Origin of the sequence: Curtobacterium sp. MCLR17_040 (assembly GCF_003234735.1) — a bacterium.
Taxonomy (GTDB): Bacteria; Actinomycetota; Actinomycetes; order Actinomycetales; family Microbacteriaceae; genus Curtobacterium; species Curtobacterium flaccumfaciens.
On sequence record NZ_QKTE01000005.1, the window covers coordinates 97,488 to 119,464 of the forward strand.

Sequence of the window (21,977 nt, forward strand, 5' to 3'; positions counted from 1 at the left end):
GGGGACGGCTCCGGATACATCCTCGGAACTGCGCCGGGCCACCCACCCGGCGCGTGCCAGTGGGGGCAGGGTCGCCTCCGCGCCCGGTGGGCGCGGGAACCCGAAGCCTGCGCCCGCTGGGCCCCCACGCCTTCGGTGCCGCGACGCCCCGCAACGACGGAACCCCCGCCGCTCTTCCGAGCGACGGGGGTTCCGGTCTTCCTGTTCTGAGCGGATGACGAGATTCGAACTCGCGACCCTCACCTTGGCAAGGTGATGCGCTACCACTGCGCCACATCCGCATTCACACGCCGTCCTGGCCGTGCGGAGATGACTCTACCCGATGACGGGCGGCATCAGCGGTTCCGGTGAAGGTTCCGGGCGTGTCCGGCGCGGCGCGGGCGGTCCGTCAGGTCGACGGAGTTCGATCGGACCATGAGCTACGTGCACGACAATCCCGGCGGGACCGAGGCCCACGGCGTCGACCTGGTCGACGGCGACGCCCCCGCGATCCGGATCCTGGTGCACGGCGACCTGCCGACCACGATCGAGCACGAGGGTCGCACCTGGCTCGCGACGGGCGACGCCCACGACGCGGGCGACGACGACACCCCGCCGATCGCGATCTACCGCCCGGTCTGAGCCGACCCAGGGCGGCCCGGTCAGTGACCGCGGACGTCACCCGTCAGGATCGCGTGCTCGACACCCGCTGACAGCTCGTCGTGCAGGGCGTCCGCGAAGAACTCGCCGGCACCCAGGCTGATGAGGTGCGCGACCGCAGCCTCCGCGGCCGGGAACCCGGGCTCCCACTCGTCGTGCAGGAACGCGCGGACGTGTCCGGACTCGTGCACGACGACCACGCCGATGTGCTCGTGCCGGGTGCCGTCCTCGAGCACGGCGTCGAAGACGATCGGCTCGGTTTCCTCGCCGAGTTCCTCGAGCAGGACGGTGCCGGTGCCCGGCCACTCCGTCCGGTACGGCGGCAGGTCGGGTGCGTGCAGGTGCCCAGCGAGCTCGTCCGACGCCGACTCGATGTGTCCGGTGGACAGGTACTCGTCGACGACGTCGTGGATGCGGGCGTGCAGGTCCGGCTCGTACTGCCACCAACGCTGGTGCACGGTGCGGAGCCACTCCTGGGTCGCGGCGTCGGCCGAGGCCGAGATCCCCACGAGCTGCGGTGCGGTGCCGGGCGAACCGACGACCTCGAGCTGTTCGTCGTGCGTCTCGACCGTGATCGACCCGGTGGTCTCGTCCGGGTGCACGCCGTGGACGTCCTCGGGCGCGGCGGCCCAGATGCTGGCGGGGAGCTTCGGCGGCAGGTCGAACGGCACCGCGATCGCGGGTTGCGTCATCGCGTGGTCGATCGCGTCGCCGAGGTGCACCTCGTCCGCCCGGGACCCCATCACGATGCCACCGGCCGGCGGCACGAGCGACAGGTGTTCCAGGTCGTCCGGCGCGGCGTTCATCGAGGTGAGCACCGCGGTGTCGGCCCACTGCACGAACCCGCCGGCGGACCGGTCGTCCTCGCCGAACGGCACGTCCCACACCGTCGGGTCCGTGAGCACCCACGATGCGGTGCGACCGGCCGGTCCGTGGCGGACGGCGTCGACGATCGCCGGCACCAGTCCGGGCAGCCCCCGGTACGCGGGACGGACCGTGAGCCGGTCGACGGCGAGCAGGTCGGGCTTGCCGAGCATCTCGGCGGCGTGGGTCTGCAACGAGAAGAACGTCTCCCCCGTCGCGTCCTGCGCGGCGACGGCGGACGCGAAGGACCCCGCGACGTCGGAGACCTGGTAGCCGAGCACCAGGGCCTCGAGCGACTCCGGTGCACGGCTCGTGAAGGCGGTGACCTCGGCGACGGAGACCGCCTCGGTCTCGTCGTCGGTGATCGGGACGCGGACGTCGATCACCCACCGGTCGACGTCCTGCCCGGGGTAGGCGTCACCGTCCTCGTCCGAGATCGTGATGTGCACCAGGCGCAGGGAACCGTCCCAGGCGTCGTGGACGTGCTGGGCGATGGCGGCATCGGGGTCGTCGTTCACGGACGCAACGGTACCGGTGCGGAGGACCCCGACCGGAGCCGCGTGCCCGAGGAGGCGTAGGCGGAGCACGACGGGCACCGCGTCAGCAGGTCGTGGGTGCAGTCGATCACGTGCTCGAGGAACCGCTCGGCGTCGGCCAACTGGTCACGCTGCGCCCGGATCTGACGGAGACGCTCGGTGATCACGCCGGACCGGTCGGGTGCACTGCGTCGGAGCACCAGCCGGATCTCCGCCAGGCTCATGCCGACGCCCTGGCAGGCCCGGACGACCTGCAGGCGACGGACGTGTTCCTCGGAGTACTCCCGGTGGCCCGACGGCGCTCGATCGGGGACGACGCCTCCCGTGTCGTGCCAGTGCCGCAGCACGTGAACCTCGACGCCGATCCGCCGAGCTGCTGCACCGATCCGCACCGCGCCCCGTTCGTTCCTCTTGACCTCAGGTCGACCTGAGGTCCTAGCGTGCGACCATGCTGCCACGCCGAGCGCCCCTCCCCGTCCCCGTCCACCTCCCCGCTCCGGTCCCGGTCGTCGTGGACCGCACGACCATCGCCACGAGGGTCCTCGAGCCGGCAGGACCGGCACGCGGAGACGTCGTCCTGTGCCACGGCACCCCCTGGTCGTCGGCGGTCTGGGCCGAGGTCGGCCCGGCGCTCGCGCAGGACCACCGGGTGTTCCTCTGGGACATGCCCGGGTACGGCGACGCGGACCGCGGGCCGACCGTGGACACCACGCTCCGAGCGCAGGCGATCCGTCTCGGCGCGCTCCTCGACCGGTGGGGCCTCGACCGACCCCACCTGGTCGCACACGACGTGGGCGGCGCCGTGGCGCTCCGGGCGCACCTGCTGCACGGTGCCGAGTACGCGAGCCTGTTCCTCTGGGACGCCGTCGTGCTCGACCCCTGGGGGTCTCCGTTCTTCCGGCTGGTGGCGGAGCACCGTGACGTCTTCGACCGACTCCCCGGCGACCTGCACGCCGCCCTGGTGCGGCAGTACATCGACGGTGCCTCGGCGCGGGGCTTCTCGCCGGTGGACCTCGAGGCCCTGGCGCGGCCGTGGGCCGGCCCCGAGGGGCAGGTCGCGTTCTCACTCCAGATCGCCGCGCTGACCCCCGACGACACCCGCGCGGTCGCCGAGCTGTTGGGCTCCGTGCGGTGCCGGACCCGGATCGGGTGGGGGCGGCAGGACCCCTGGATCCCCCTGCACCAGGCCTTCGACCTGCAGACGGCGCTGCCCGGGCACCCCGAGGTCGTCGTGCTCGACGACGTCGGGCACCTCGCGCCGTGGGAGGACCCCGTCGCGGTCACGGCCGCACTCCGGCAGTGGGTACACCGTCCGGTGGGCTCGGAGTGACCCGCACGGCGCCGTTCAGATCAGGGCGCGGGCGGCGAGCACGACGGCCGCTCCCCCGACGGTCAGCGCCGCGAGCACCGACAGCACCACCGCGACGGTGTCCCGCCGGGCCGGGGCACTCGCGCGGACGGCACCGGCGACGAGCTGCTGGGCCGCCGCCAGGGACGCCGCGCTCCCGAGCGGGCGGTCGTCCTGGTCGAACGCCAGGAACCGCTCACGCACGTGCAGCACGAGCCCCAGGCTGGTCCCGTGGTCGCGCGCCACCCACGACTTCGGTCCCTGTTGCTCCCAGCGGACGGCGAGCATCAGGGGCCGGGGACCGGCAGGCCGGCCCGCTCCCCGTCCGGATGCGGCCAGCTGAACGCGACGACGAGCTGGACGACACCGAACACGATGAGCACGCTCCCCACCGCGGCCACCGTCACCAGCGCGCCGAGGCCCGGCAGGTTCATCACCAGGATGCCGCTCAGCACACTGAGCACGGCGAGCACCACGGTCAGCGCACGGCGGCCCACCCACGGTGCGTAGATGAGTGCGATGCCCTCGAGGATCCAGGCGAACCCGAGCAGCAGCGCCACCCACCGCGCCCCGATCGGCGGGAACACGATCGCGACGACACCGCCGGCGACCACCAGTGCCCCGAGGGCCACCAGCCCGACCTGACGCCACCAGACCCGAGGGTGCACCTGGAGTCCCCGGACGACCAGCGCCGCTCCCGACACGACCAGGTAGATCCCGAAGACCCACGACACCGCGAACAGCGTCGCGTGGGGCAGGACGATCGCAGCCAGTCCGGCGAGCACGCCCACCGCGCCGACGATCCCGAACGCCACCCGGATCCCGTCGCCGCCCTGCGGAAGCGAGCCCGTCCGCTGGCCGACGTCACGTTCGTCACGCATGTCCGTCCGACCTCCCTGCAGGTCCCGACTGGTGCTGTGGTGCTGGTGGGTGCTGGCGACCTGTGACCGCCCGTGCGGTGCGTCCTGCGCACAGGACTACACCCGAAGGTGAGCACCTGTCCATGTCCCATGCGTGCGCATGAGGCCATCCCCCCGGCGCGGCCATGTCCCCGGCGACGCCGCGTGCGCGACGAGCGCTCCGTGGGCGGTAGCCTGACGCGCCGGACGACCGAACGCCGACGCCCGCGACGGCTGACCAGACGGAGGACCACGGTGCCAGCACTCGGAGACGGCCGCGCCGACGGCGTGTGGTGCGCGCTCGGCGAACCCCGCACCACCGCCCAGATCGCCCAGAACGGGTTCGCCTGGCTCGGTCTCGACGCCCAGCACGGCGCCTTCGACGACGCCACACTCCTGGCGACGATGCCGGCGCTCGCCGCGGTCGCACCGCAGGTCCCCGTTGCCATTCGCGTCGCCGAGGGCTCGGACGCCGCGATCGGCCGTGCGCTCGACCTCGGCGCCGACATCGTGATCGTCCCGATGATCGAGACCGTCGAGCAGGCCGAGCACGCCGTCCGTGCCGCGCACTACCCACCGCGGGGCCGACGGAGCTGGGGGCCGATGGCGGGTCTCTGGGGCGGCGCGGCACCATCCGCCGCCGCTGCCGACCCCGAGGTGTGGGTGATGCTCGAGACACCCGAGGGCCTCCGTGCGGCCGAGCAGATCCTGGCGGTCCCGAGCGTCTCGGCGGTGTTCGTCGGCCCCTTCGACCTGTCGATCGGGCTCGGCGTGGATCTGCGCGAGCTGCTCGACGCCGACAGCGCCACGGACCCCCTCCCCGCGATCGTCGCCGCAGCCCGCCGCGCGGGCAAGCACACCGGCGCCTTCGCCGGTGACCTGGCCCGCGCCGAACGGCTCCGCGCGCTCGGGTTCGACCGCGTCGCCGTCGTCACCGACGGGACCCTGCTCGCGCACGGTGCGGCCGCGGTGCTCGGCGCAGCAGCCACCGGTCGCACCTCGTACTGACGGGCCGTCAGCGGCGAAGTACTGACGGGTCGTCAGCGGCGGCCGCACCGGCGACCGGTCCTCGTCCGCGCCCTCGACGCCGCTGAGAGGGCGTGCCCGCGCCCCGGTCCACACTCGGTCGGGAACCCGAGCCGACCGCGACCGCAGAGAGGACGAGACATGACCGACGTCTCCAGCCAACCGCCCGCCGAGGGCGACGACCGCCGCATCCTGACGAACCGCCAGGGCCACCCCGTCTCCGACAACCAGAACCAGCGCACCGTCGGGGCCCGTGGCCCGGCGACGCTCGAGAACTACCAGTTCCTCGAGAAGATCAGCCACTTCGACCGCGAACGGATCCCGGAGCGGGTCGTGCACGCCCGCGGTGCCGTCGCGTTCGGGTACTTCGAGGCCACCGGCACGTGGGGTGACGAACCCATCGCCCAGTACACCCGCGCGAAGCTGTTCCAGGAGCCGGGCAAGCGCACCGACCTGGCGATCCGGTTCTCCACCGTGATCGGCGGCCGAGACTCCTCCGAGGCTGCCCGCGACCCGCGCGGCTTCGCCGTGAAGTTCTACACCGAGGACGGCAACTGGGACCTCGTCGGCAACAACCTCGGCGTCTTCTTCATCCGCGACGCCATCAAGTTCCCCGACGTGATCCACTCCCTCAAGCCCGACCCCGTGACCTTCCGGCAGGAGCCGGCGCGCATCTTCGACTTCATGTCGCAGACCCCCGAGTCGATGCACATGCTCGTCAACCTGTTCAGCCCGCGCGGCATCCCCGCGAACTACCGCACCCAGCAGGGCTTCGGCGTGAACACCTACAAGTGGGTGAACGCGGACGGTGACACCAAGCTCGTCAAGTACCACTGGATCCCGTCGGTGGGCGTGTCCTCGATGACCGAGGCCGACGCCGCCGCCGTGCAGGCCGGCGACCTCGGGCACGCGTCGAAGGACCTGTACGAGGCGATCGAGCGTGGTGAGTACCCCGAGTGGGAGCTCCGTGTGCAGCTCATGGACGACCACGAGCACCCGGAGCTCGACTTCGACCCGCTCGACGACACGAAGGTGTGGCCGGAGAACGAGTTCCCGCCGAAGCCCGTCGGCAAGATGGTCCTGGACCGCAACGTCACGAACCACTTCGCCGAGAACGAGCAGCTGTCCTTCGGCACGGGCGTGCTCGTCGACGGCCTGGACTTCTCCGACGACAAGATGCTCGTCGGCCGCACGTTCTCGTACTCGGACACGCAGCGCTACCGCGTCGGCCCGAACTACCTGCAGCTGCCGGTGAACGCCCCGAAGAACGGCGCCGTCGCGACCAACCAGCGCGACGGACAGATGGCGTACCACCAGGACCACGGCGGCGAGAACCCGCACGTCAACTACGAGCCGTCGATCACCGGCGGCCTGCGCGAGGCGGAGTACCCGACCCACGACGACCAGGGGCCGGAGATCGTCGGGCGTCTCACCCGCAAGCGGATCCCCCGGACGAACGACTACACCCAGGCCGGCCAGCGGTACCTGCTCCTGCAGGACTGGGAGCGCGACGACCTCGTCGCGAACTTCGTCGACCTCATCTCGCAGGCGGCCCGTCCGGTGCAGGAGCGCATGCTCTGGCACTTCTACATGGTCGAGGACGACCTGGGTCGTCGCGTGGGCGAGGGGCTCGGCATCACCCTCGACGAGGTCAAGGACCTGCCCCCGCTGCAGTTACAGACGCTCAGCGACGACGAGCTCGCCCGCCTGGCGAACCTCGGCCACAACGGCTCCCGCGACGTCGAGGGCCTGATGATGACGCACTGCGTTCCAGACGAACGCGCCGTGCGCGTCTGAGACGCGACCCCGGGACGGACGGGAGGCCCGGTGCCAGCTGGCACCGGGCCTCCCGTCCGTCTCACTGCCGTCACCTGCCGCAGCGCATCACGGACAACCCGGGACGGCGCCAGGGAGGCCACGCTCACCGTGGATCGACAGGAGCGACTCCGCGACCCCGACCGGCACGATCGCGCGGTCGTCGCTCCCGTCCCGTTGATCCGCACCGATGCGACTCAAGGAGGCCGCGATGGAACACACGAATCCCCGGCGGTGTGGCGCGAACGCGTCCGCTGCCCACCGACTCCTCGCCAGGACACCACGATGAGGGCCCGGAACCTCGCCGCCGCTGCGATGGTCACGGCTGCCGTCGGCATCGTCGTCTCGCGCCGCCGACGCGGCGCACCCGGGCCCGTACGGAAGGTGCTGGCCGAACCGCGTTCCGGCTGGCACGCGGTCACGGTGAACCGCGGGCAGGACGCGGTGCTGCCAGGCGGGCGGATCCCCGCGCCGCTCACGGTGTTCGGGCAGGACGTCGAGGTGGAGGCCCGTCCCGCGCCCGGCGATCGTGGCACCGAGCTCCGTGCCCGGTTCCGAGGCGGCGGCCCGGATTCACGGGGTCGGCTGCGGGCCGCTCTTCGTGAGGCAAAGCAACTCATCGAGGTCGGCGAGGTGCTCCGGGTGGATCCGGTCCCCCACGGCCGACGGAAGGCCACACCCACCGGCGCGTTGGTGGACGTGGCGACGAAACGGAGCAACGAGGAGGGTGTGCTGTGAAGGCGCTCTGTTGGACCGGGGTCAACGAGACCGCGGTGGAGACGGTGGAGGACCCGAAGATCCTCAATGATCACGACGTGATCCTGAAGGTGCATCTGAGCACCACCTGCGGCTCGGACCTGCACCTGCTCGGCGGGTACATCCCGACCATGCGATCCGGTGACGTCCTGGGACACGAGTTCATGGGAGAAGTCGTCGAGACGGGATCCGCCGTCACGAAGCACAAGGTGGGCGACCGGGTCGTCGTCTGCTCGTTCATCGCCTGCGGGCAGTGCTGGTACTGCACCCACGGACAGTTCTCACTCTGCGACAACGGCAACCCGAACCCGGGCTTGACCGAGGCGATGTGGGGGTCGTCGATCGGCGGCTGCTTCGCCTACAGCCACGCGCTCGGCGGGTTCGCAGGCAGCCACGCCGAGTACGTCCGCGTGCCCTACGCCGATCAGGGGGCGTTCACGGTCCCCGACGGCGTGTCCGACACGGCCGCCCTGTTCGCCTCCGATGCCGCACCCACCGGGTGGACCGGAGCCGACCTGGCCGGGATCACACCGGGTGACACCGTCGCAGTGTGGGGCGCCGGTGGTGTGGGCCAGATGGCCGCTCGTGCAGCGATGCTCCTCGGCGCCGAGCAGGTGATCGTGATCGACCGTCTGCCCGAACGGCTGCGACAGGTGCGCGAGCACATCGGTGCTGAGACGCTCGACTACACGAGCGACGCCGTGCTCCCGGAACTCAAGGAACGCACCGGCGGTCGGGGTCCCGACGTGTGCATCGAGGCCGTCGGCATGGAAGCGCACGGCACCGGACCGCTGTACCTGTACGACCAGGCCAAGCAGCAGCTGCGGTTGCAGACCGACCGGCCGACCGCCCTGCGCGAGGCGATCTACGCCTGCCGGAAGGGCGGCAGCCTGTTCTCGCTCGGGGTCTTCGGTGGGCTCGTCGACAAGTTCCCGTTCGGCGCGATCATGAACAAGGGCATGACGGTCCGCGGCGCCCAGCAGCACGGGCACCGCTACATCCCGATGATCCTCGACCGCATCGCCGCGGGAGAGATCAGCACCGAGCACCTCGCCACGCACGTGATGCCACTGTCGCAAGGGCCGCGCGGGTACGAGATGTTCAAGAACAAGGACGACGGCTGCGTCCGCGCCGTCTTCACCCCTGGCGTGTGACGACCGACCACGCAGCGGACAGGGGGAAGGAACGATCGTGAAGGCACGACGATGAACGATCGGATACTCTCCACGCGCCGGGCGCTCCTCATCGTGGGGATCGGGGTCCTGGTCGGGGTCGCGTTGACCTTCACCGGGGCTCCGTCCCTCGGGCCGCTCGCGGCCTGGTGCACGGCCGGCCTGATCGCGCTGGTCCAGGTCTGGCACAAGTGCTGGCGCCAGGACGCCGACGGCACCGAGCGTCTCGCACGCGAGGAGTCCGAGACACGGGTCAGTGACAACGCGCTCATCGTGGCCTGTTTCGCGAGTCTCGCCGCCGTCGTCCTGGCGCTGAGCGAAGCCAGCCAGGCGCGAGATCCGGCCTCGGTCGCGGCGGTCATGCTGGGTGTGCTCGGCACGATGGTGGCATGGGCGTTGGTCAACACGGTCTACGCCTTGAAGTACGCCCGGATGTTCTTCCTCGACCACCGGGGCGGCGGGTTCGACGTCAAGCAGGACGGGCGGCCGACCTACAGCGACTTCGCCTACTTCGCCTTCACGATCGGCATGTCGTACGCGGCACCAGAGATCGAGCCGGATGACAGTGAGACCCGGCGGAAGGCGTTGCCGCACGCGCTGCTGTCGTACTTCTTGGGGACGGTGCTGATCGCGGTCGCCATCAACCTGGTGACGAATCTCGGTCAGGGGTGAGCAGAGGGATCCTCGTCGACCCTAGGCTGGCCGACGTGACCGACCTCGCTCCTGACCAGTCCGCGCCGAGCGCCGCCGGATCCCCCGCGTCGGCAGCCGTGCCGGTACCGCCCCTCAGCCTGCTCGCGGTGGTGGCGATCGCCCTCGCGTTCGTGGCACCGATCGGCGGTCTCGTCGTCGGGTTCATCGCGCGGCGCGACGTGCGGCTGACCGGTGAGCGGGGCGACGGCATCGCGTTCGCAGCGATCCTGATCGGGGCGACGCTGACGATGTTCGGGGTCATCGTGCCGCTGTTCCTCGGCGGTGCGGGGTTCTTCGACCTGGACCTCCAGCTCTGAGCATCGGACGCCGGTCGCTACCCTGACCGAGTGGGGAACGATGACGACGTCTCGACGCTGATCCGGCCGGCGGCGCCCGCCGATGCGGATGCGATCGCCCACGTGCACACGGTGTCGTGGCGAGAGACGTACGGCCGGTTCGTCGACGACCCGGACACGAGCCCGTGGTTCGACGCGGGTCGCCGGGTCGACATGTGGCGGTCGACGCTCGAGAGTCCCGACGTCCGAGAAGCCGTCCAGGTCACCCTCGACAGCACCGGCGTCGTGGGCTTCGCCGCGGCGCAGACGACCCCCGAGGAGCTGACGACGCTCTACGTCCTGGCACGTGCGCACGGAACCGGAGCCGGCCAGGCACTCCTCGACACCGTGCTCGCCGATCGTCCGGCGTCGCTGTGGGTGGCCGCGGACAACCCGCGGGCGCACGCCTTCTACCGGCGGAACGGCTTCACGCCCGACGGTGCCGAGTCGGCGTTCGGACCCATCCCCCGGACCGTGCGTCTGGTGCGCTGAACGTCAGTCCCCCGCCGGCGCGGAGATGTCCCACACGGTGGTCTCCTCGTACTGCTCGGACCAGCCGCGGCGCATCCGGGCGGCGGCACGGTCGAACGCGTCGACGACGTCGGTGTCCGGCGTCAGCAGCGCCTGCAGGCGGATGCCGTCGTAGAGGGCGAGCAGCTGCTGTGCCCCGCGGATCGGGTCCATCGTCGCCGGTTCGCGGCCGGTGCGGACGTCCTCCTGGAGCGCGGTGCGGACGGTCTCGCGGAACTGCAGGTACGCGGACCGGTAGTAGTCGGCGCCGTCCGTCGACGGGTCGGTCGAGATGGCCAGCGTCGCGGCGATCAGGCGCATGAGGGACGGGTCCTCGGCGTGGGCGGAGAGCAGCGCGTGCAGGAACGCCACCGTGCCCTTCTCACCGGCGAGCGGCAGCAGCGGTGCCGACACCGCGCGGGTCCACCGCATCACCGCGGCGGCCAGCAGTGCGTGCTCGGAGGGGAAGAGCTCGAGGATCTCGGCCTGCCGCATCCCCGACCGGGACGCGACGCCCTCGAGCGAGAAGCGTGACAGTCCCCCGTCGTGGATGACCGCGATCGCACCGTTGATCGCCCGGGTGCGCGGGACTTCCTCGTCGGCGGCGTTCTGGTTCGTCAGTGGTGCCAGCGGGTGCTTCCGGAACCAGTCCAGGAGTGCGCGAGCCCGGGAGGCCCCGAACGCAGGATCAGTCGGGCGACCCGGGCTGAACAGGTCGCTGAACCCCGGCACGTCGTGCATCAGCGGGTCGAGGGACTGGAACGCCATCGACCAGTCCGGGAACGAGCGCTGGGCGATCGGCTCGTCGAGCAGCACCCGGACGTTCGTGTGTCGCGGGTCGGCCCGGACCTGGTCGAAGCGTTCCCGGACGACGTCGTCCTCGCCCTCGATGATCCCGATGCAGTTGTCGTCGCGGTGCGCGAGCATGCCGGTGACGCCGAGCCGGGTGTTCTTCTCGCGACCGACCGCCAGGATCTGGGCGAGTTCGGAATCCGTGATCGGACGGGTCTGGGTGCTGGTGTAGACGAGCGATCGCATGGTGCTGCTTCCTGGTCGGACGGTCCCCCGGTGTGTGGGAGGCGCCGCCGTGTCGAACCCGAATCGACTCGACGGCACCTCGTGGTCACCGTAACCAGCGGCGACCACCTTCACTGCGACGCAAGACGGTCCGTGGCTGTTCGGCACCCGGAGGATGCCGACCTCTGAATGGAACCATCTGGCCGAGTCCGGCGGTACCCCCACAATGGGGAACGGGCGTTCTCCGGCTGTTCCTGGGGGTTCACTTCAGTTCGCGCGGTCGCCCGACGGGGGCGTCTCGAAGATGCGCTCGCCCGTCGTCGGGTCCCACCCGATGGTGCGGGGTTCCGCTGATCGCGGGCGTCGTTCGTCCCGCGGGAAGAACGGACGGGCGCTGGGCAGGTAGCTGAGCACCGCGGCGACGACGACGCAGACGGCGTCGATGAAGCTCCAGTCCACGCCGTCGGTGGCGATGGCGAACACTGTGCTGCAGGCACTCAGCCCGGCGATGATCGCGAGCCAGAGACGCGCGTTCCCGGAGCCTCGTCCCATCCGCGTTGCCAGCCACACGAACAGTGCCGACCAGGCGAGGACGATGACGAGCCCGAGCGACGCCCCGATGATCGCGCCGCCGGCTTCGCGCATGGACACGACCATGCCGGGCGCGGCGGCCACGAGGCTGATGATGACGGACGCCCACCAGAGCGCCACGGCGATCGTGACGACCCGCGGTCGCGTGCGCTGTTCGGTGTGCTGTTCCATCAGGTGCTCCCCCGTCGTTCCGCTGGATGCGGCTCGACGATCCTACGGTCACGGGGCGGAACGACGGTCTCGTTGCCTAGGGGCGGTAGTCCTCGCGACGCGGCAAGAGCTCCGCCGCGTGGGAATCGATGTACGGCTTCGCGCCCAGCATCCCGCCCATCGTCTTGGCGACCGTCGTGAGCAACGCTCCGAGTCCCCGTGCCACGATGCTCAAGATCTTCATGGTGCCCCCTCGTCGGACCGACCTGCGGTGTCGGCCTCGTCCCGTCACACCGTACGCGGAGGGCCGGATTCCCGCCAGGGACGGCGGACTCTCGGTCCCGTCGTCGATCGACGTCGCGCATAGGCTGGACGCCCGACCGGGGAGGAGTCGCGATGCCGGTGGTCCGTGAGCGAGTGCCGTTGTGGCGCACACCCTGGTGGCACCCTCGCCGCTGGGAGGCGCGGATGTGGGGGCTGCTCGTTGCGGCTGCTGCTGGCGGCGTCCTCCGCGAAGTGGCGCATCCGTTCTACGACGACGGGGTGCGGGCGGTCGCGAACTGGCTCGCCCTCTGCATCCCAGGATGTGTGATCGCGTACGTCGTGGTCGGTCGGTGGAAGAAGGGCCTCACCACGCTGTGGAAGCCGTCGTGGCGCGAGCTCCGACGGATCCTGGTGGCAGCACCGCTCGGAGTGCTGGCCCTGCGGCTGCTCATCGAGGACGACGACGGGTGGTTGTGGCTGCTCGCCGGGGTGTCCGCCGCGCTGCTCGCGCTCGCGGTGGCTCGCTGGGTCGCTGCGCGCCGCGATCGTCGACGTCGGACGAATGCCTACGGGACGGTGTCCGCTGACCCGTACGCGTAGCGCCCGATGGGGTTCGTCTGTGCCCTACGCGTCCCGTGCGGCGGCCGTCTTCGACGGTAACCGCGATGCCACGAGCGTCCCGACGAGCGCCACCACCGCGAAGGCCGCGAACCCGAACGGCAGCCCGATCGCACTGCCGACACCACCGACGACGAGTGGTCCGACGGCGTCCCCGGTCTCACGCCCGAGCTCCGCTGAACCCATGGTGCGACCGAGCCGATCCGGCGGAGTCGTCCCGGCGAGGTGCGCGAACGCGACGGGTGTCAGCGTGGCGACACCGGCCCCGGCGAGCAGGGCCGCGATGAAGACGGCCACCGCCGAGGGTGCGACGGCGACCACCAGGAACGCAGCGGCCACCGCGGCCGTCCCGGCCACCCCCGCGACCCCGGTGCCGAGACGCCCGGCGTCGTGCAGCCGCCCGGCGACGGGCTGCACGAGCGACGACGTCACGGCGAGGACGGCGACCGCGAGCGTCGACACCAGGAGCGGGATGCCGACCTCGGTGCCGAGCGCCGGGAGCATCCCGGTCAGCGCGCCGATCGCAGCGCTGCCGACGGCCAGGACGACGACCGGGATGAGGAACTGGCGGTCCGTGGCAGCTCGGACCATCACGGCGAGCGTGGCGCGCTGCCGGGGCAGGGGCACGATCGGCTCGACGGCGACGAGCACCGCCACCGCCGTCACGATGGCCATCACGACGAGGATCCCGAAGAGCCACTGCGTGCTGCCGAACTGCACCACGAGTGCACCGATGACCGGTCCCCCGGCGTAGCCGAGACCCTTCCACGAGCCGTACCGACCGAAGTACGTCCCGCGGCGGTGCGCCGGCACGAGGCGGGCAACTGCGGCGGACGATGCGGGCGAGAACGCGGAGGCGCCGGCACCCTGCAGCAGACGGGCGAGCCCGAGCCAGAACGGCCCGGTCCCGAAGACGCCGATGAGTGAAGCTGCCGCGAAGACGACGAGTCCGCCGACGATCACCGGTCGCGGGCCGATGCGGTCGGACAGTGCGCCGAAGACCGGCTTGAGGACGAGTTCGGCGACGTCGTAGAGCGCCAGGAAGAGCCCCAGCCACGCGAGCGTCAGACCCAGTTCGAGGTGCTCGCCGCCGACCGCCGCGGCGATGCCGTTCGCCCCGAAGGCGGTCACGAACCCCGCGGCGTACAGCGGAGCGAGCCGAGGGGGCGTGGTCGTCGACAGGGCGGTCACGTGCCCACCCTGGCTGACCACGGGCCGCACCGCCAACGTCGGGCGTGTCCGACCCTCCGATGGCCCCGTGTGCTGGCTCGTGGCAGCGGCTAGCGTCCGAGGTCATGGACGCTGCTGCCTGCGACCCGGGCGAGCCGAGGGTGGCGGTGCAGCTCACCCCCGCACGGTCGCGGGTGACCGGCCTGCACGGCGCACCGGAACCGTGCCGCATACGCTTGCAACCGTGCTCTCCACCACGAGGAACCTGACGGTCCGCGACCTGCTGCAGTTCCACGAACCGGCGGTCGCCGACTGGGTGGAGACCTGCACCGACGAGGAGTTCGTCCGCGTCTGCGACGTCGCCGACTTCCTCAGCTTGTTCGGTCCGACGTCGGGGTCGGGCGCTTCGATGATGCTGTCGAAGTGCATCGCCCTCGCCGCTGTCTACGTGCACGACGGCGCTCCCCGGGATCTCGTTCGATCGAGGCGTGACCTGAAGGCCGTCATCCCTCCGGTCGACGAGGACAGCCCCGGCACGGTCTGGGCGATCCAGCAGCTGCGCCCGCAGTTCTTCGCCGTCGGCGACGACGCCATCGCCTACTGGGCCGAGGACCCCGACCGGGTCCGAGCCCGGCGGGACTCCTCCGCCGCAGGGTACGCGCGGCGGGGTGACGTGAGCGGTGACCAGCTCACGGGTGGTGGCTGAGCCGAAAGCAGACGAACCGCCTGTGTGCAGGAGGACCCGAACACGGAACGAGCGCTGCCGACCAGCAGACCGGAACGAAGAAAGCCCCCGGCCGGACCTGGTGGTCCTGCCGGGGGCTTCGTGGTGGTGGGCGATACTGGGATCGAACCAGTGACCTCTTCCGTGTCAGGGAAGCGCGCTACCGCTGCGCCAATCGCCCAAGTCCCTGCGTGGACCGGAGTCCATCAAGGTCTTGGAGGGTGGATCTGGAGGTGGGGACGGGATTCGAACCCGCGTGGACGGCTTTGCAGGCCGCTGCCTAGCCTCTCGGCCACCCCACCATCGAGGTTCACGTCTCCGTGAGTACCCGAACGGTGGGATACCCTCTGGTGAGTCGCGGGCCTTCGAGAAGACCCACACTCGAGCGGATGACGAGATTCGAACTCGCGACCCTCACCTTGGCAAGGTGATGCGCTACCACTGCGCCACATCCGCACTTGTCGTTCCGCTGTCGCGGCGACGACGTAAACTCTATACGCACCGGGGCACTTCCACCAAAATCCTCCCCGTTCACCGGGCGTGTCCCCCGAGTTCATGCGGATCGGGGCGGTTCGACACCCCCTGCGGGCAGCGCGCCACACCCGGGCCGCGCGACGTGTTCGATGCACCGCCGGACTTCCGCTAGTATCGATCCGCACGAACAGTGCAGGGGGCGATTGGCGCAGTTGGTAGCGCGCTTCGTTCACACCGAAGAGGTCATCAGTTCGAGTCTGGTATCGCCCACACAGCAACACACACCACCGACAAGAGCCCGACGCAGCAGCGTCGGGCTCTTGTCATCTCATCAGGCCGCAGCACGCGGGCCAGACCACCAGCACGATCGGACGAAGGGGCGCATGACCGACGTCGACCTCGAGTTCGCCCGGGTCCGAGCGGTCCTCGACCGTCCGACCCTGCGGCTCATGTCCCGGCCGACCAGCGCCACGGTCCTCGCCGTGTTCCGCACGGTCTTCGACCGCGACGTGCAGTACGTCCCCGCCGACCGCATGCACCTGCAGGTCGAGGAGCACGTCGCGCGCCTGCAGGCGGCGGGTGCCCGCGTGCCCGCCAGCGACCAGGCGGTGCAGGCAGCCAGCGCGCAGACCGACAGCAAGCCGACCGAGGGCGAGCAGGAGGCCCGCCCGAACGGCCGCGCGCTGTGCCGCGAGTGGGTCGGCGCCCAGTGGCTCGTCCGATCCAACTCCCCTGACGGCGACGAGCAGTACTCCCTGACGAGCCACGCGCTCGAGGCGCTGAGCCTCGTCGACGCGCTGTCGGCCGACCGCGCCCTGATCAGTGAGAGCCGCCTGGCGATGATCGTCGACGCCGTGCACCGGTGGGCCGCCCGGGCCGAACCCGACCCCGACGTGCAGATCCGCCGGATCGACGCCCAGATCGCCGAGCTGCAGGCGGAGCGGGAGCGCCTGGAGCACGGCGACGACGTCGTGGCCGTCGACGACGACCGGATGCGCGACGGGTACACGAACATCTCCGACCTGATCCGGCAGCTGCCGAGTGACTTCAAGCGCGTGGAAGAAGCGGTCGCGACGATGCACCGCTCGATCGTCGAGGACTTCCGGCAAGAGGTTCGCCCCATCGGCGAGATCCTCGACGACTACCTGGCGCGCACGGACAACCTGATGGAAGCGACGCCCGAGGGCCGTGCCTTCGAGGGCGCCTTCGAGCTCCTCCGCGACGACGCCCTGCTCCTGCGGCTCCGCGACGACATCGCGACGATCCTGGCGCACCCGTTCGCGCAGGGCCTCGGAGCCGGCGAGCGTCGGGCCTTCCGCAACACCGTGACGATCCTGCGCCAGGGCATCGAGGACGTCCTCGCCCAGCGCCGTCAGCTCACCGCCACGCTCCGCGACCAGATCGTCGCCCACGACGTGGTGCGCGACCGCGAGCTCGACGCGGTGCTCCGCTCGATCAACCGCGGCCTCGCCACCCTGATGGACCAGGGCGGCGCACGCGACCGGATCCCGCTGCCGCTCCTACCGGCGGCCGCCGAGGTCGGCACGCTGCGCGAGCGCTTCTACGACCCGGACGCCGAGTCCGTGCCGCCGCCCATCGAGGAACCCGACGACGACGTCTTCGAGGACCTCGACGTCGAGATGCTCCGCATGCACGGCGGGCCGCTCCTGACCGAGCTGCGCGCGGCACTCCGCTTCGCCGAGGCCGACTCCAGCGTCGACGCGTTCCACGGGCTGCCGCCCGAGCAGCGCCGACCGGTCGAGCTCTTCGGCCTCGCGCACCTGCTGACGGGGCGCGACGACTTCGAGTCCGCCGCGCACGTCGCCGAGCACCGCACGGTCCGCCCCGACGGCACCGCGATCACCTTCCACATGCCCACCGCTGCGCTCGACGACGAGCGCACTCCGGTCGGCGACGCACACGACGAGAACGCACAGGAGGCACGGTGAGCGACACGACGCCGGCACCGGTCGACGACACGGTCCCCTACGACGACCCCGCATCCGTGATGCAGGACGACGAGCGTGACGAGTCCAGCTTCGCCCTCTTCGAGGGCGACGAGGGCCGGCTCGACGAGCACCAGCGACGCGCCCTGGTGGCACTGCTGCGGCACTCGTACGTCAGCTCCCGCACGCACCCCGACGAGTGGCGCGCGGTGCTCGACGCCGAGTACCAGCTGCGGTCCCGCCTGAACGACCTGTTCCTCGAGCTGCACGTCGACCGTGACCGCGAGGTCGCCTGGAAGCGCCAGGCCCGGTCGGAGAGCCAGCGCCGCACGTTCCCGACCCTGCTCCGCGACCTGCCGTACACCCGCGAGGAGACGATCGTCCTCGTCTACCTGCGGATGCGCCTGCGCGCCGACGCCCGACCGGGCCCGGACCAGGTCGTCGTGGACCGCTCCGAGATCCTCGGGCACGTGGCGGGCTTCCGTCCGGCGACCGCGACCGACCGCACCCGCGACGAGGGCCGGGTGGCGAAGGCGATCGAGCGCCTCGTGACCGCACGCATCCTGATCCGCACCTCCGACCCGGACCGCTTCCGCGTGGCGAGCGTCGTCGAGGTGCTGCTCCCCCTGGAGCGCCTGCTCGAACTGGACACCTGGCTGCGGACCACCACCGCGCAGGCTGACGCGACCACCCCGGGCGGCGAGCCGACGGACGGGGACGACCCGGGCCTCCCGACTGACGGCGAAGCCGAGACCGACACCGACGACGAAGGCGAGACGGAAGCGTGACCGACACGTTCGAGATCCCGGCGCTCTTCGACACGGTCGCCCAGTGGCGCGCCGAGTCGATGCAGGTCGTCAACTGGGGTGGGTTCCACGGCCACCGGCAGGTCGAGCTCTCCGGCACGGCGACGCTCATCTCCGGCGCCTCGGGCACCGGCAAGTCCACGCTGATGGACGCCTACCTGGCCGTGATGATGCCGTCCGACGTGCCGTTCAACGGCGCCTCGAACGACGCCACCACCGGCCGCGCCCGCAGCGCCGACCAGCGCAACCTGCTCACGTACCTGCGCGGCAAGGTCGACACCCGGCGCGACCCGGAGACCGGCAGCCTGCGCGACGTGAACCTGCGCGGCGACGACCAGACCACCTGGGGCGCGGCGGCGGTCACGTTCCGGAACGACGACGAGCGGCGCTTCACGGTGCTGCGGGCGTACATCGTGCCGAAGCGTGCCCGCGGGGTCGGTGACATCCAGATGACCATGGCGACGGTGGACGACACCTTCGACCTGCGCCGGCTCGAGGAGTTCGTGCCGTCGCGGTTCCACCACCTCGAGCTGACCGGCCGCGTGCCGGGGCTCGTCATCCGCGACACCTACCAGGAGCTCGCGTACACGCTGCAGACCCGGCTGGGCATCGGTGACTCCGGCGGCGGCAACCGGGCGATGCGCCTGCTCGCCCGGATCCAGGCCGGCCAGCACCTGCCGACCGTCGACGCGTTGTACAAGTCGCTCGTGCTCGAGACGCCGGGCACGTACGAGGCGGCGGACCGGGCCCTCGCGCACTTCTCCGCCCTCGACGAGGCGTACGAGGCGATGGACACCGAGGAGCGCAAGGTCCGCATCCTCTCCCCCATCACCGACCTGCACGACGAGATCTCGCGCGCGACCGAAGCCGCAGCGGCTCTGGACGGCATCGCGACCGGCGCCGAGGTGTCGCCGTTCGCGCACTGGACGGCCTCGCGGAAGCGCGACCTGCTCGACGCCGAGGTCGCGCGCAACGCCCGGGAGCGCACGGCATCGCGCGCCGAGGTCGCCGCGGCGGAGGCCCGGCACGCCGCCGTCGAGATCGAGCTGCGCGACGCCGAGGCCCGGCTCCGCGACCAGGGCGGCAACGCGCTCGCCCAGCTCGAGGACCGCATCGAACGGCTCACCCGTGAGCGCGACGCCGTGGTGCGCACCCGCGCAACGTTCGACGAGCGCACGGCGGTGCTCGGCACGTCGGTCGCGACCGAGGCCGACTTCACCGCCGCGCAGCGTGCCTCGCACGAGTTCCTCGGTTCGTACGCCGACGCGCGCACCGCCCTCGACGAACGCCGCGACGCCCTGACCCGCGAGGAGTACCCGCTCCTCGACCGCGAGCGGTCCCTGCGGCAGGAGCGCCAGTCGCTCGAGCACCGGCAGGGCGCCATGCCGCTGCCGATGCACGAGGCCCGGCTCGCGATGGCCCGCGCCGCCGGCATCGACCCGGCCGAACTGCCCTTCGTGGCGGAACTGCTCGACGTGCTGCCCGGCGAGGAGCGCTGGCGCACGGCCATCGAGTCCGTCCTGGCCCCCGTCGCCCGCACGCTGCTCGTCGACCAGGACCGCCTCGGCGACTTCAGCGAGGCGATCGACGCACTGCGCCTGCCCGTCCGCGTGCAGTTCGAGGGTGTGCCGACCGGCCCGCACCTGGACCTCGACGGCGACCCGGCGATGGTCTCCGGCAAGCTCGCCATCAAGCCGTCGCCGTTCAGCACCTGGGTGCGCGAGCGGATCGAGTCCGACCGCACCGACGCCCGCTGTGTCGCCTCGGCGTCGGACCTCGGCGGAGGTGGCCGCCGGGTCACCGAGTCCGGGCAGCTGCGTGACGGCCGTCGTGGCGCGCACGGTGACCGCCGCCAGTCGAACGTCATCGGCTTCACGAACGAGGCCCGCGTCGCCGCGGTCGAGCAGGAGCTCGCCTCGATCGCGCAGGACCTCGCCACGCTCGAGGCCCGCCGCACCGACGTCGCGCAGGACCTCACCGCGCTCGACGTGCTCCGCGCCGCGCACCAGCACGTGGTCGACGTCACGTGGGCCGCGATCGACGTCGACGGGCTCGGGACGTCCCTCGCCCGGCTCGACGAGGAACGGCAGGCGCTGCTCGCCGCCGACGACGGCCTGCGGACGCTGCGGGCCTCGGTCGCCCGGCTCCGGAAGTCCCTCGACGAGGCGGCCGACCGTCGCTCCGCCGCACGGCTGTCCGTCCAGCGGCTCGAGGAGCGCCACGCGGTGCTCGTCGACGGCCAGGACGCCGCCGCCGAGATCCTCGAGCGCTTCGAGTCCTCGCCCGGTTCGCTGCCGGACGACCAGCAGTCCCGCCTGCTCGAGGAGACCTTCGAGGAGATCGGCGCCCCGGACGGCGTCGACGGGTTCGACGACGCCACTCGACGGCTGAAGCGTCGGCTCGAGGAGCGGCTCACGCAGGCGCTCGACGGTGCCGCGGCGGCCTCGACCTCGTTGACGCTGACGTTCCAGCGGTACCAGGACGCCTGGCCCGACCCGAACCTCGGCACCGGCGTCGCGTCGTACCCGGACTACCACGCGATCCTCGACCAGATCGTGGCGACCGGCCTGCACGCGCGTCGGAGCGAGTGGCGTCGACGCCTGTCGCAGTGGAGCGGCGAGGACCTCGTCCCGCTCGCCGGCGCCTTCGACCGCGCCGTCGTCGAGATCGAGGAGCGCCTCGAACCGGTCAACGAGATCCTGCGGGAGCTGCCGTTCGGTGCGAACCGGGACCGCCTGAAGATCCAGATCCGCCGGGTCACCCGCGAGGACGTCACCGCGTTCCGCCGCGAGCTCCGCGCCCTGTCCGCCTCGGTCGACACCGAGCTGACCGACGACGTGCTCGAGACCCGGTTCAGACGGCTCCGGCGCTTCATGGCGGTCATCCGGCCCGACCCGGACGCCGCCCGGGGCCGCACCACCCAGCGCGACGCGGTGCTCGACGTCCGACGGCACATGGAGATCACGGCCGTCCGGTACGACACCGACGGCAACGACCTCGGCGTGTACTCGTCGCTCGGCGACAAGTCCGGTGGTGAGACGCAGGAGCTCGTGGCGTTCATCGTCGGCGCCGCGCTGCGCTACCAGCTCGGTGACGAGACCCGCCCACGGCCCCGGTTCGCGCCGGTGTTCCTCGACGAGGCGTTCATCAAGGCGGACTCGGAGTTCGCCGGCCGTGCGGTCACCGCGTGGCTCCGGCTCGGGTTCCAGCTCGTCGTGAGTGCGCCGCTCGACAAGGTCACGGCGCTCGAACCGTCGATGGAGCGGCTCCTGTCGATGCGCAAGCACCCCGAGACGGGCCACTCGTCCATCACCGAGATCGCCCGGGTGGAGCCGGCCGCCGTCTGACGCGGGCCGGGGTGGCGGGCGCGGTCGCGGGGCGGTCGGCTGGTCAGGACACCCCGCTCAGGTTCGCCGAGGGGTCACGAACTGTCGGATGGCGGCGCCGCAGCCGACGGTTCGTGACCACTCGACGCGCGGCAGGCGGGGTGTCCTGACCACCCGGCCCGCGCTCTGGACGCGACCGACAGCGGCCTGGAGGCGCGGTGCGGGGCCGCCACGGGCCTCCCGGCCGCCCTTCCGCCGGTCGCAACACCCCGCTCACCTCCGCCGAGCGGTCACGACG

Annotated in this window: 22 protein-coding genes and 5 tRNA genes; 15 read left to right on the top strand and 12 right to left on the bottom strand. The window is 71.5% G+C overall.

The genetic code is table 11. The features are described from left to right. Positions 1 to 209: 209 nt before the first annotated feature. A tRNA-Gly gene (locus DEJ01_RS06650) sits at positions 210 to 281 on the bottom strand. Between the two features lie 133 nt (positions 282 to 414). Here DEJ01_RS06650 and DEJ01_RS06655 point away from each other — a divergent pair. Next, entirely contained in the window at positions 415 to 621 is a 207-nt protein-coding gene (locus tag DEJ01_RS06655; RefSeq protein ID WP_027465565.1) for a hypothetical protein, read from the top strand. 20 nt (positions 622 to 641) lie between these two features. On the opposite strand, the gene DEJ01_RS06660 is transcribed toward DEJ01_RS06655, so the two are convergent. Both DEJ01_RS06660 and DEJ01_RS06665 read right to left on the bottom strand, forming a co-directional pair. After that, entirely contained in the window at positions 642 to 2,021 is a 1,380-nt protein-coding gene (locus DEJ01_RS06660; RefSeq protein WP_111092551.1) for a hypothetical protein, read from the bottom strand. Next, entirely contained in the window at positions 2,018 to 2,431 is a 414-nt protein-coding gene (locus tag DEJ01_RS06665; protein WP_111092552.1) for a MerR family transcriptional regulator, read from the bottom strand. Before DEJ01_RS06665 ends, DEJ01_RS06660 begins: the two co-directional genes overlap by 4 nt. 56 nt (positions 2,432 to 2,487) lie before the next feature. Between DEJ01_RS06665 and DEJ01_RS06670 the strand changes: the two genes are divergently transcribed. Further along, complete coding sequence (locus DEJ01_RS06670) at positions 2,488 to 3,369, top strand: alpha/beta fold hydrolase (RefSeq protein WP_111092553.1); 882 nt, start codon at positions 2,488 to 2,490, stop codon at positions 3,367 to 3,369. A 15-nt stretch (positions 3,370 to 3,384) separates the two neighbouring features. Here the strand turns inward: DEJ01_RS06670 and DEJ01_RS06675 are convergent, their stop codons facing one another. Together DEJ01_RS06675 and DEJ01_RS06680 are read right to left on the bottom strand one after the other, a co-directional pair. Further along, positions 3,385 to 3,600 (bottom strand): hypothetical protein, encoded by a 216-nt coding sequence (locus DEJ01_RS06675; RefSeq protein ID WP_181435763.1) that lies wholly within the window; start codon positions 3,598 to 3,600, stop codon positions 3,385 to 3,387. A 74-nt stretch (positions 3,601 to 3,674) separates the two neighbouring features. Beyond that, the gene (locus DEJ01_RS06680) at positions 3,675 to 4,268 is read right to left on the bottom strand and encodes an HdeD family acid-resistance protein (RefSeq protein ID WP_111092554.1); all 594 of its coding nucleotides are present in this window, start codon (positions 4,266 to 4,268) and stop codon (positions 3,675 to 3,677) included. A 273-nt stretch (positions 4,269 to 4,541) separates the two neighbouring features. On the opposite strand from DEJ01_RS06680, the gene DEJ01_RS06685 reads away from it, so the two are divergent. From DEJ01_RS06685 to DEJ01_RS06715, 7 genes are all read left to right on the top strand, one after another. After that, entirely contained in the window at positions 4,542 to 5,294 is a 753-nt protein-coding gene (locus tag DEJ01_RS06685; RefSeq protein ID WP_181438375.1) for an HpcH/HpaI aldolase/citrate lyase family protein, read from the top strand. A gap of 159 nt (positions 5,295 to 5,453) precedes the next feature. Next, positions 5,454 to 7,109: a catalase gene (locus DEJ01_RS06690; protein ID WP_111092556.1), complete on the top strand. Its 1,656-nt coding sequence runs from the start codon at positions 5,454 to 5,456 to the stop codon at positions 7,107 to 7,109. 303 nt (positions 7,110 to 7,412) lie between these two features. After that, positions 7,413 to 7,865 carry a hypothetical protein gene (locus DEJ01_RS06695; protein WP_146247570.1) on the top strand — a complete coding sequence of 151 codons (453 nt, stop codon included), beginning with the start codon at positions 7,413 to 7,415 and terminating at the stop codon, positions 7,863 to 7,865. After that, positions 7,862 to 9,037: a zinc-dependent alcohol dehydrogenase gene (locus DEJ01_RS06700; RefSeq protein WP_111092558.1), complete on the top strand. Its 1,176-nt coding sequence runs from the start codon at positions 7,862 to 7,864 to the stop codon at positions 9,035 to 9,037. The genes DEJ01_RS06695 and DEJ01_RS06700 overlap by 4 nt, the downstream gene beginning before the upstream one ends. A 51-nt stretch (positions 9,038 to 9,088) precedes the next feature. Further along, positions 9,089 to 9,727 (top strand): DUF1345 domain-containing protein, encoded by a 639-nt coding sequence (locus DEJ01_RS06705; RefSeq protein ID WP_111092559.1) that lies wholly within the window; start codon positions 9,089 to 9,091, stop codon positions 9,725 to 9,727. Positions 9,728 to 9,762: 35 nt separating this feature from the next. Beyond that, on the top strand, positions 9,763 to 10,065 hold the full coding sequence (locus tag DEJ01_RS06710; protein WP_111092560.1) for a DUF4190 domain-containing protein: 303 nt from the start codon (positions 9,763 to 9,765) through the stop codon (positions 10,063 to 10,065). A gap of 30 nt (positions 10,066 to 10,095) precedes the next feature. Beyond that, positions 10,096 to 10,575 (top strand): N-acetyltransferase, encoded by a 480-nt coding sequence (locus tag DEJ01_RS06715; RefSeq protein WP_258375656.1) that lies wholly within the window; start codon positions 10,096 to 10,098, stop codon positions 10,573 to 10,575. Between the two features lie 3 nt (positions 10,576 to 10,578). Here the strand turns inward: DEJ01_RS06715 and DEJ01_RS06720 are convergent, their stop codons facing one another. From DEJ01_RS06720 to DEJ01_RS18085, 3 genes are all read right to left on the bottom strand, one after another. Beyond that, the gene (locus DEJ01_RS06720) at positions 10,579 to 11,631 is read right to left on the bottom strand and encodes a BLUF domain-containing protein (RefSeq protein ID WP_111092561.1); all 1,053 of its coding nucleotides are present in this window, start codon (positions 11,629 to 11,631) and stop codon (positions 10,579 to 10,581) included. A gap of 246 nt (positions 11,632 to 11,877) precedes the next feature. Next, positions 11,878 to 12,372, bottom strand: coding sequence for a hypothetical protein (locus tag DEJ01_RS06725; RefSeq protein WP_111092562.1), 495 nt, complete (start codon positions 12,370 to 12,372; stop codon positions 11,878 to 11,880). Positions 12,373 to 12,448: 76 nt separating this feature from the next. Continuing rightward, positions 12,449 to 12,595, bottom strand: a complete 147-nt coding sequence (locus DEJ01_RS18085) for a hypothetical protein (RefSeq protein WP_181436845.1) — start codon at positions 12,593 to 12,595, stop codon at positions 12,449 to 12,451. A 224-nt stretch (positions 12,596 to 12,819) separates the two neighbouring features. Here DEJ01_RS18085 and DEJ01_RS06730 point away from each other — a divergent pair, with 224 nt between their 5' ends. After that, the gene (locus tag DEJ01_RS06730) at positions 12,820 to 13,215 is read left to right on the top strand and encodes a hypothetical protein (RefSeq protein WP_111088041.1); all 396 of its coding nucleotides are present in this window, start codon (positions 12,820 to 12,822) and stop codon (positions 13,213 to 13,215) included. A gap of 24 nt (positions 13,216 to 13,239) precedes the next feature. On the opposite strand, the gene DEJ01_RS06735 is transcribed toward DEJ01_RS06730, so the two are convergent. After that, complete coding sequence (locus tag DEJ01_RS06735; protein WP_258375657.1) at positions 13,240 to 14,424, bottom strand: MFS transporter; 1,185 nt, start codon at positions 14,422 to 14,424, stop codon at positions 13,240 to 13,242. A gap of 223 nt (positions 14,425 to 14,647) precedes the next feature. On the opposite strand from DEJ01_RS06735, the gene DEJ01_RS06740 reads away from it, so the two are divergent. Further along, positions 14,648 to 15,109, top strand: coding sequence for a hypothetical protein (locus DEJ01_RS06740; protein ID WP_111092564.1), 462 nt, complete (start codon positions 14,648 to 14,650; stop codon positions 15,107 to 15,109). Positions 15,110 to 15,233: 124 nt separating this feature from the next. Here the strand turns inward: DEJ01_RS06740 and DEJ01_RS06745 are convergent. The 3 genes from DEJ01_RS06745 to DEJ01_RS06755 all read right to left on the bottom strand — a co-directional run bounded on the left by DEJ01_RS06745 (position 15,234) and on the right by DEJ01_RS06755 (position 15,583). Continuing rightward, positions 15,234 to 15,308, bottom strand: a tRNA-Val gene (locus DEJ01_RS06745). A gap of 47 nt (positions 15,309 to 15,355) precedes the next feature. After that, a tRNA-Cys gene (locus tag DEJ01_RS06750) sits at positions 15,356 to 15,429 on the bottom strand. Between the two features lie 82 nt (positions 15,430 to 15,511). Further along, positions 15,512 to 15,583 (bottom strand) — tRNA-Gly (locus DEJ01_RS06755). Between the two features lie 215 nt (positions 15,584 to 15,798). On the opposite strand from DEJ01_RS06755, the gene DEJ01_RS06760 reads away from it, so the two are divergent. The 4 genes from DEJ01_RS06760 to DEJ01_RS06775 all read left to right on the top strand — a co-directional run bounded on the left by DEJ01_RS06760 (position 15,799) and on the right by DEJ01_RS06775 (position 21,700). Beyond that, positions 15,799 to 15,871, top strand: a tRNA-Val gene (locus tag DEJ01_RS06760). A 113-nt stretch (positions 15,872 to 15,984) separates the two neighbouring features. Next, complete coding sequence (locus DEJ01_RS06765) at positions 15,985 to 17,550, top strand: DUF3375 family protein (RefSeq protein WP_111092565.1); 1,566 nt, start codon at positions 15,985 to 15,987, stop codon at positions 17,548 to 17,550. Next, on the top strand, positions 17,547 to 18,335 hold the full coding sequence (locus tag DEJ01_RS06770) for a DUF4194 domain-containing protein (protein ID WP_111092566.1): 789 nt from the start codon (positions 17,547 to 17,549) through the stop codon (positions 18,333 to 18,335). The genes DEJ01_RS06765 and DEJ01_RS06770 overlap by 4 nt, the downstream gene beginning before the upstream one ends. After that, positions 18,332 to 21,700 carry an ATP-binding protein gene (locus DEJ01_RS06775; RefSeq protein WP_111092567.1) on the top strand — a complete coding sequence of 1,123 codons (3,369 nt, stop codon included), beginning with the start codon at positions 18,332 to 18,334 and terminating at the stop codon, positions 21,698 to 21,700. The genes DEJ01_RS06770 and DEJ01_RS06775 overlap by 4 nt, the downstream gene beginning before the upstream one ends. Positions 21,701 to 21,977 lie beyond the last annotated feature (277 nt).

Bases quoted from the DNA above. Each gene is read 5' to 3' on its own strand.
- DEJ01_RS06765 (WP_111092565.1), top strand. From the start codon at position 15,985: ATGACCGACGTCGACCTCGAGTTCGCCCGGGTCCGAGCGGTCCTCGAC.
- DEJ01_RS06730 (WP_111088041.1), top strand. From the start codon at position 12,820: ATGTGGGGGCTGCTCGTTGCGGCTGCTGCTGGCGGCGTCCTCCGCGAA.
- DEJ01_RS18085 (WP_181436845.1), bottom strand. From the start codon at position 12,595: ATGAAGATCTTGAGCATCGTGGCACGGGGACTCGGAGCGTTGCTCACG.
- DEJ01_RS06655 (WP_027465565.1), top strand. From the start codon at position 415: ATGAGCTACGTGCACGACAATCCCGGCGGGACCGAGGCCCACGGCGTC.
- DEJ01_RS06690 (WP_111092556.1), top strand. From the start codon at position 5,454: ATGACCGACGTCTCCAGCCAACCGCCCGCCGAGGGCGACGACCGCCGC.
- DEJ01_RS06680 (WP_111092554.1), bottom strand. From the start codon at position 4,268: ATGCGTGACGAACGTGACGTCGGCCAGCGGACGGGCTCGCTTCCGCAG.
- DEJ01_RS06670 (WP_111092553.1), top strand. From the start codon at position 2,488: ATGCTGCCACGCCGAGCGCCCCTCCCCGTCCCCGTCCACCTCCCCGCT.
- DEJ01_RS06725 (WP_111092562.1), bottom strand. From the start codon at position 12,372: ATGGAACAGCACACCGAACAGCGCACGCGACCGCGGGTCGTCACGATC.
- DEJ01_RS06705 (WP_111092559.1), top strand. From the start codon at position 9,089: ATGAACGATCGGATACTCTCCACGCGCCGGGCGCTCCTCATCGTGGGG.
- DEJ01_RS06695 (WP_146247570.1), top strand. From the start codon at position 7,413: ATGAGGGCCCGGAACCTCGCCGCCGCTGCGATGGTCACGGCTGCCGTC.
- DEJ01_RS06720 (WP_111092561.1), bottom strand. From the start codon at position 11,631: ATGCGATCGCTCGTCTACACCAGCACCCAGACCCGTCCGATCACGGAT.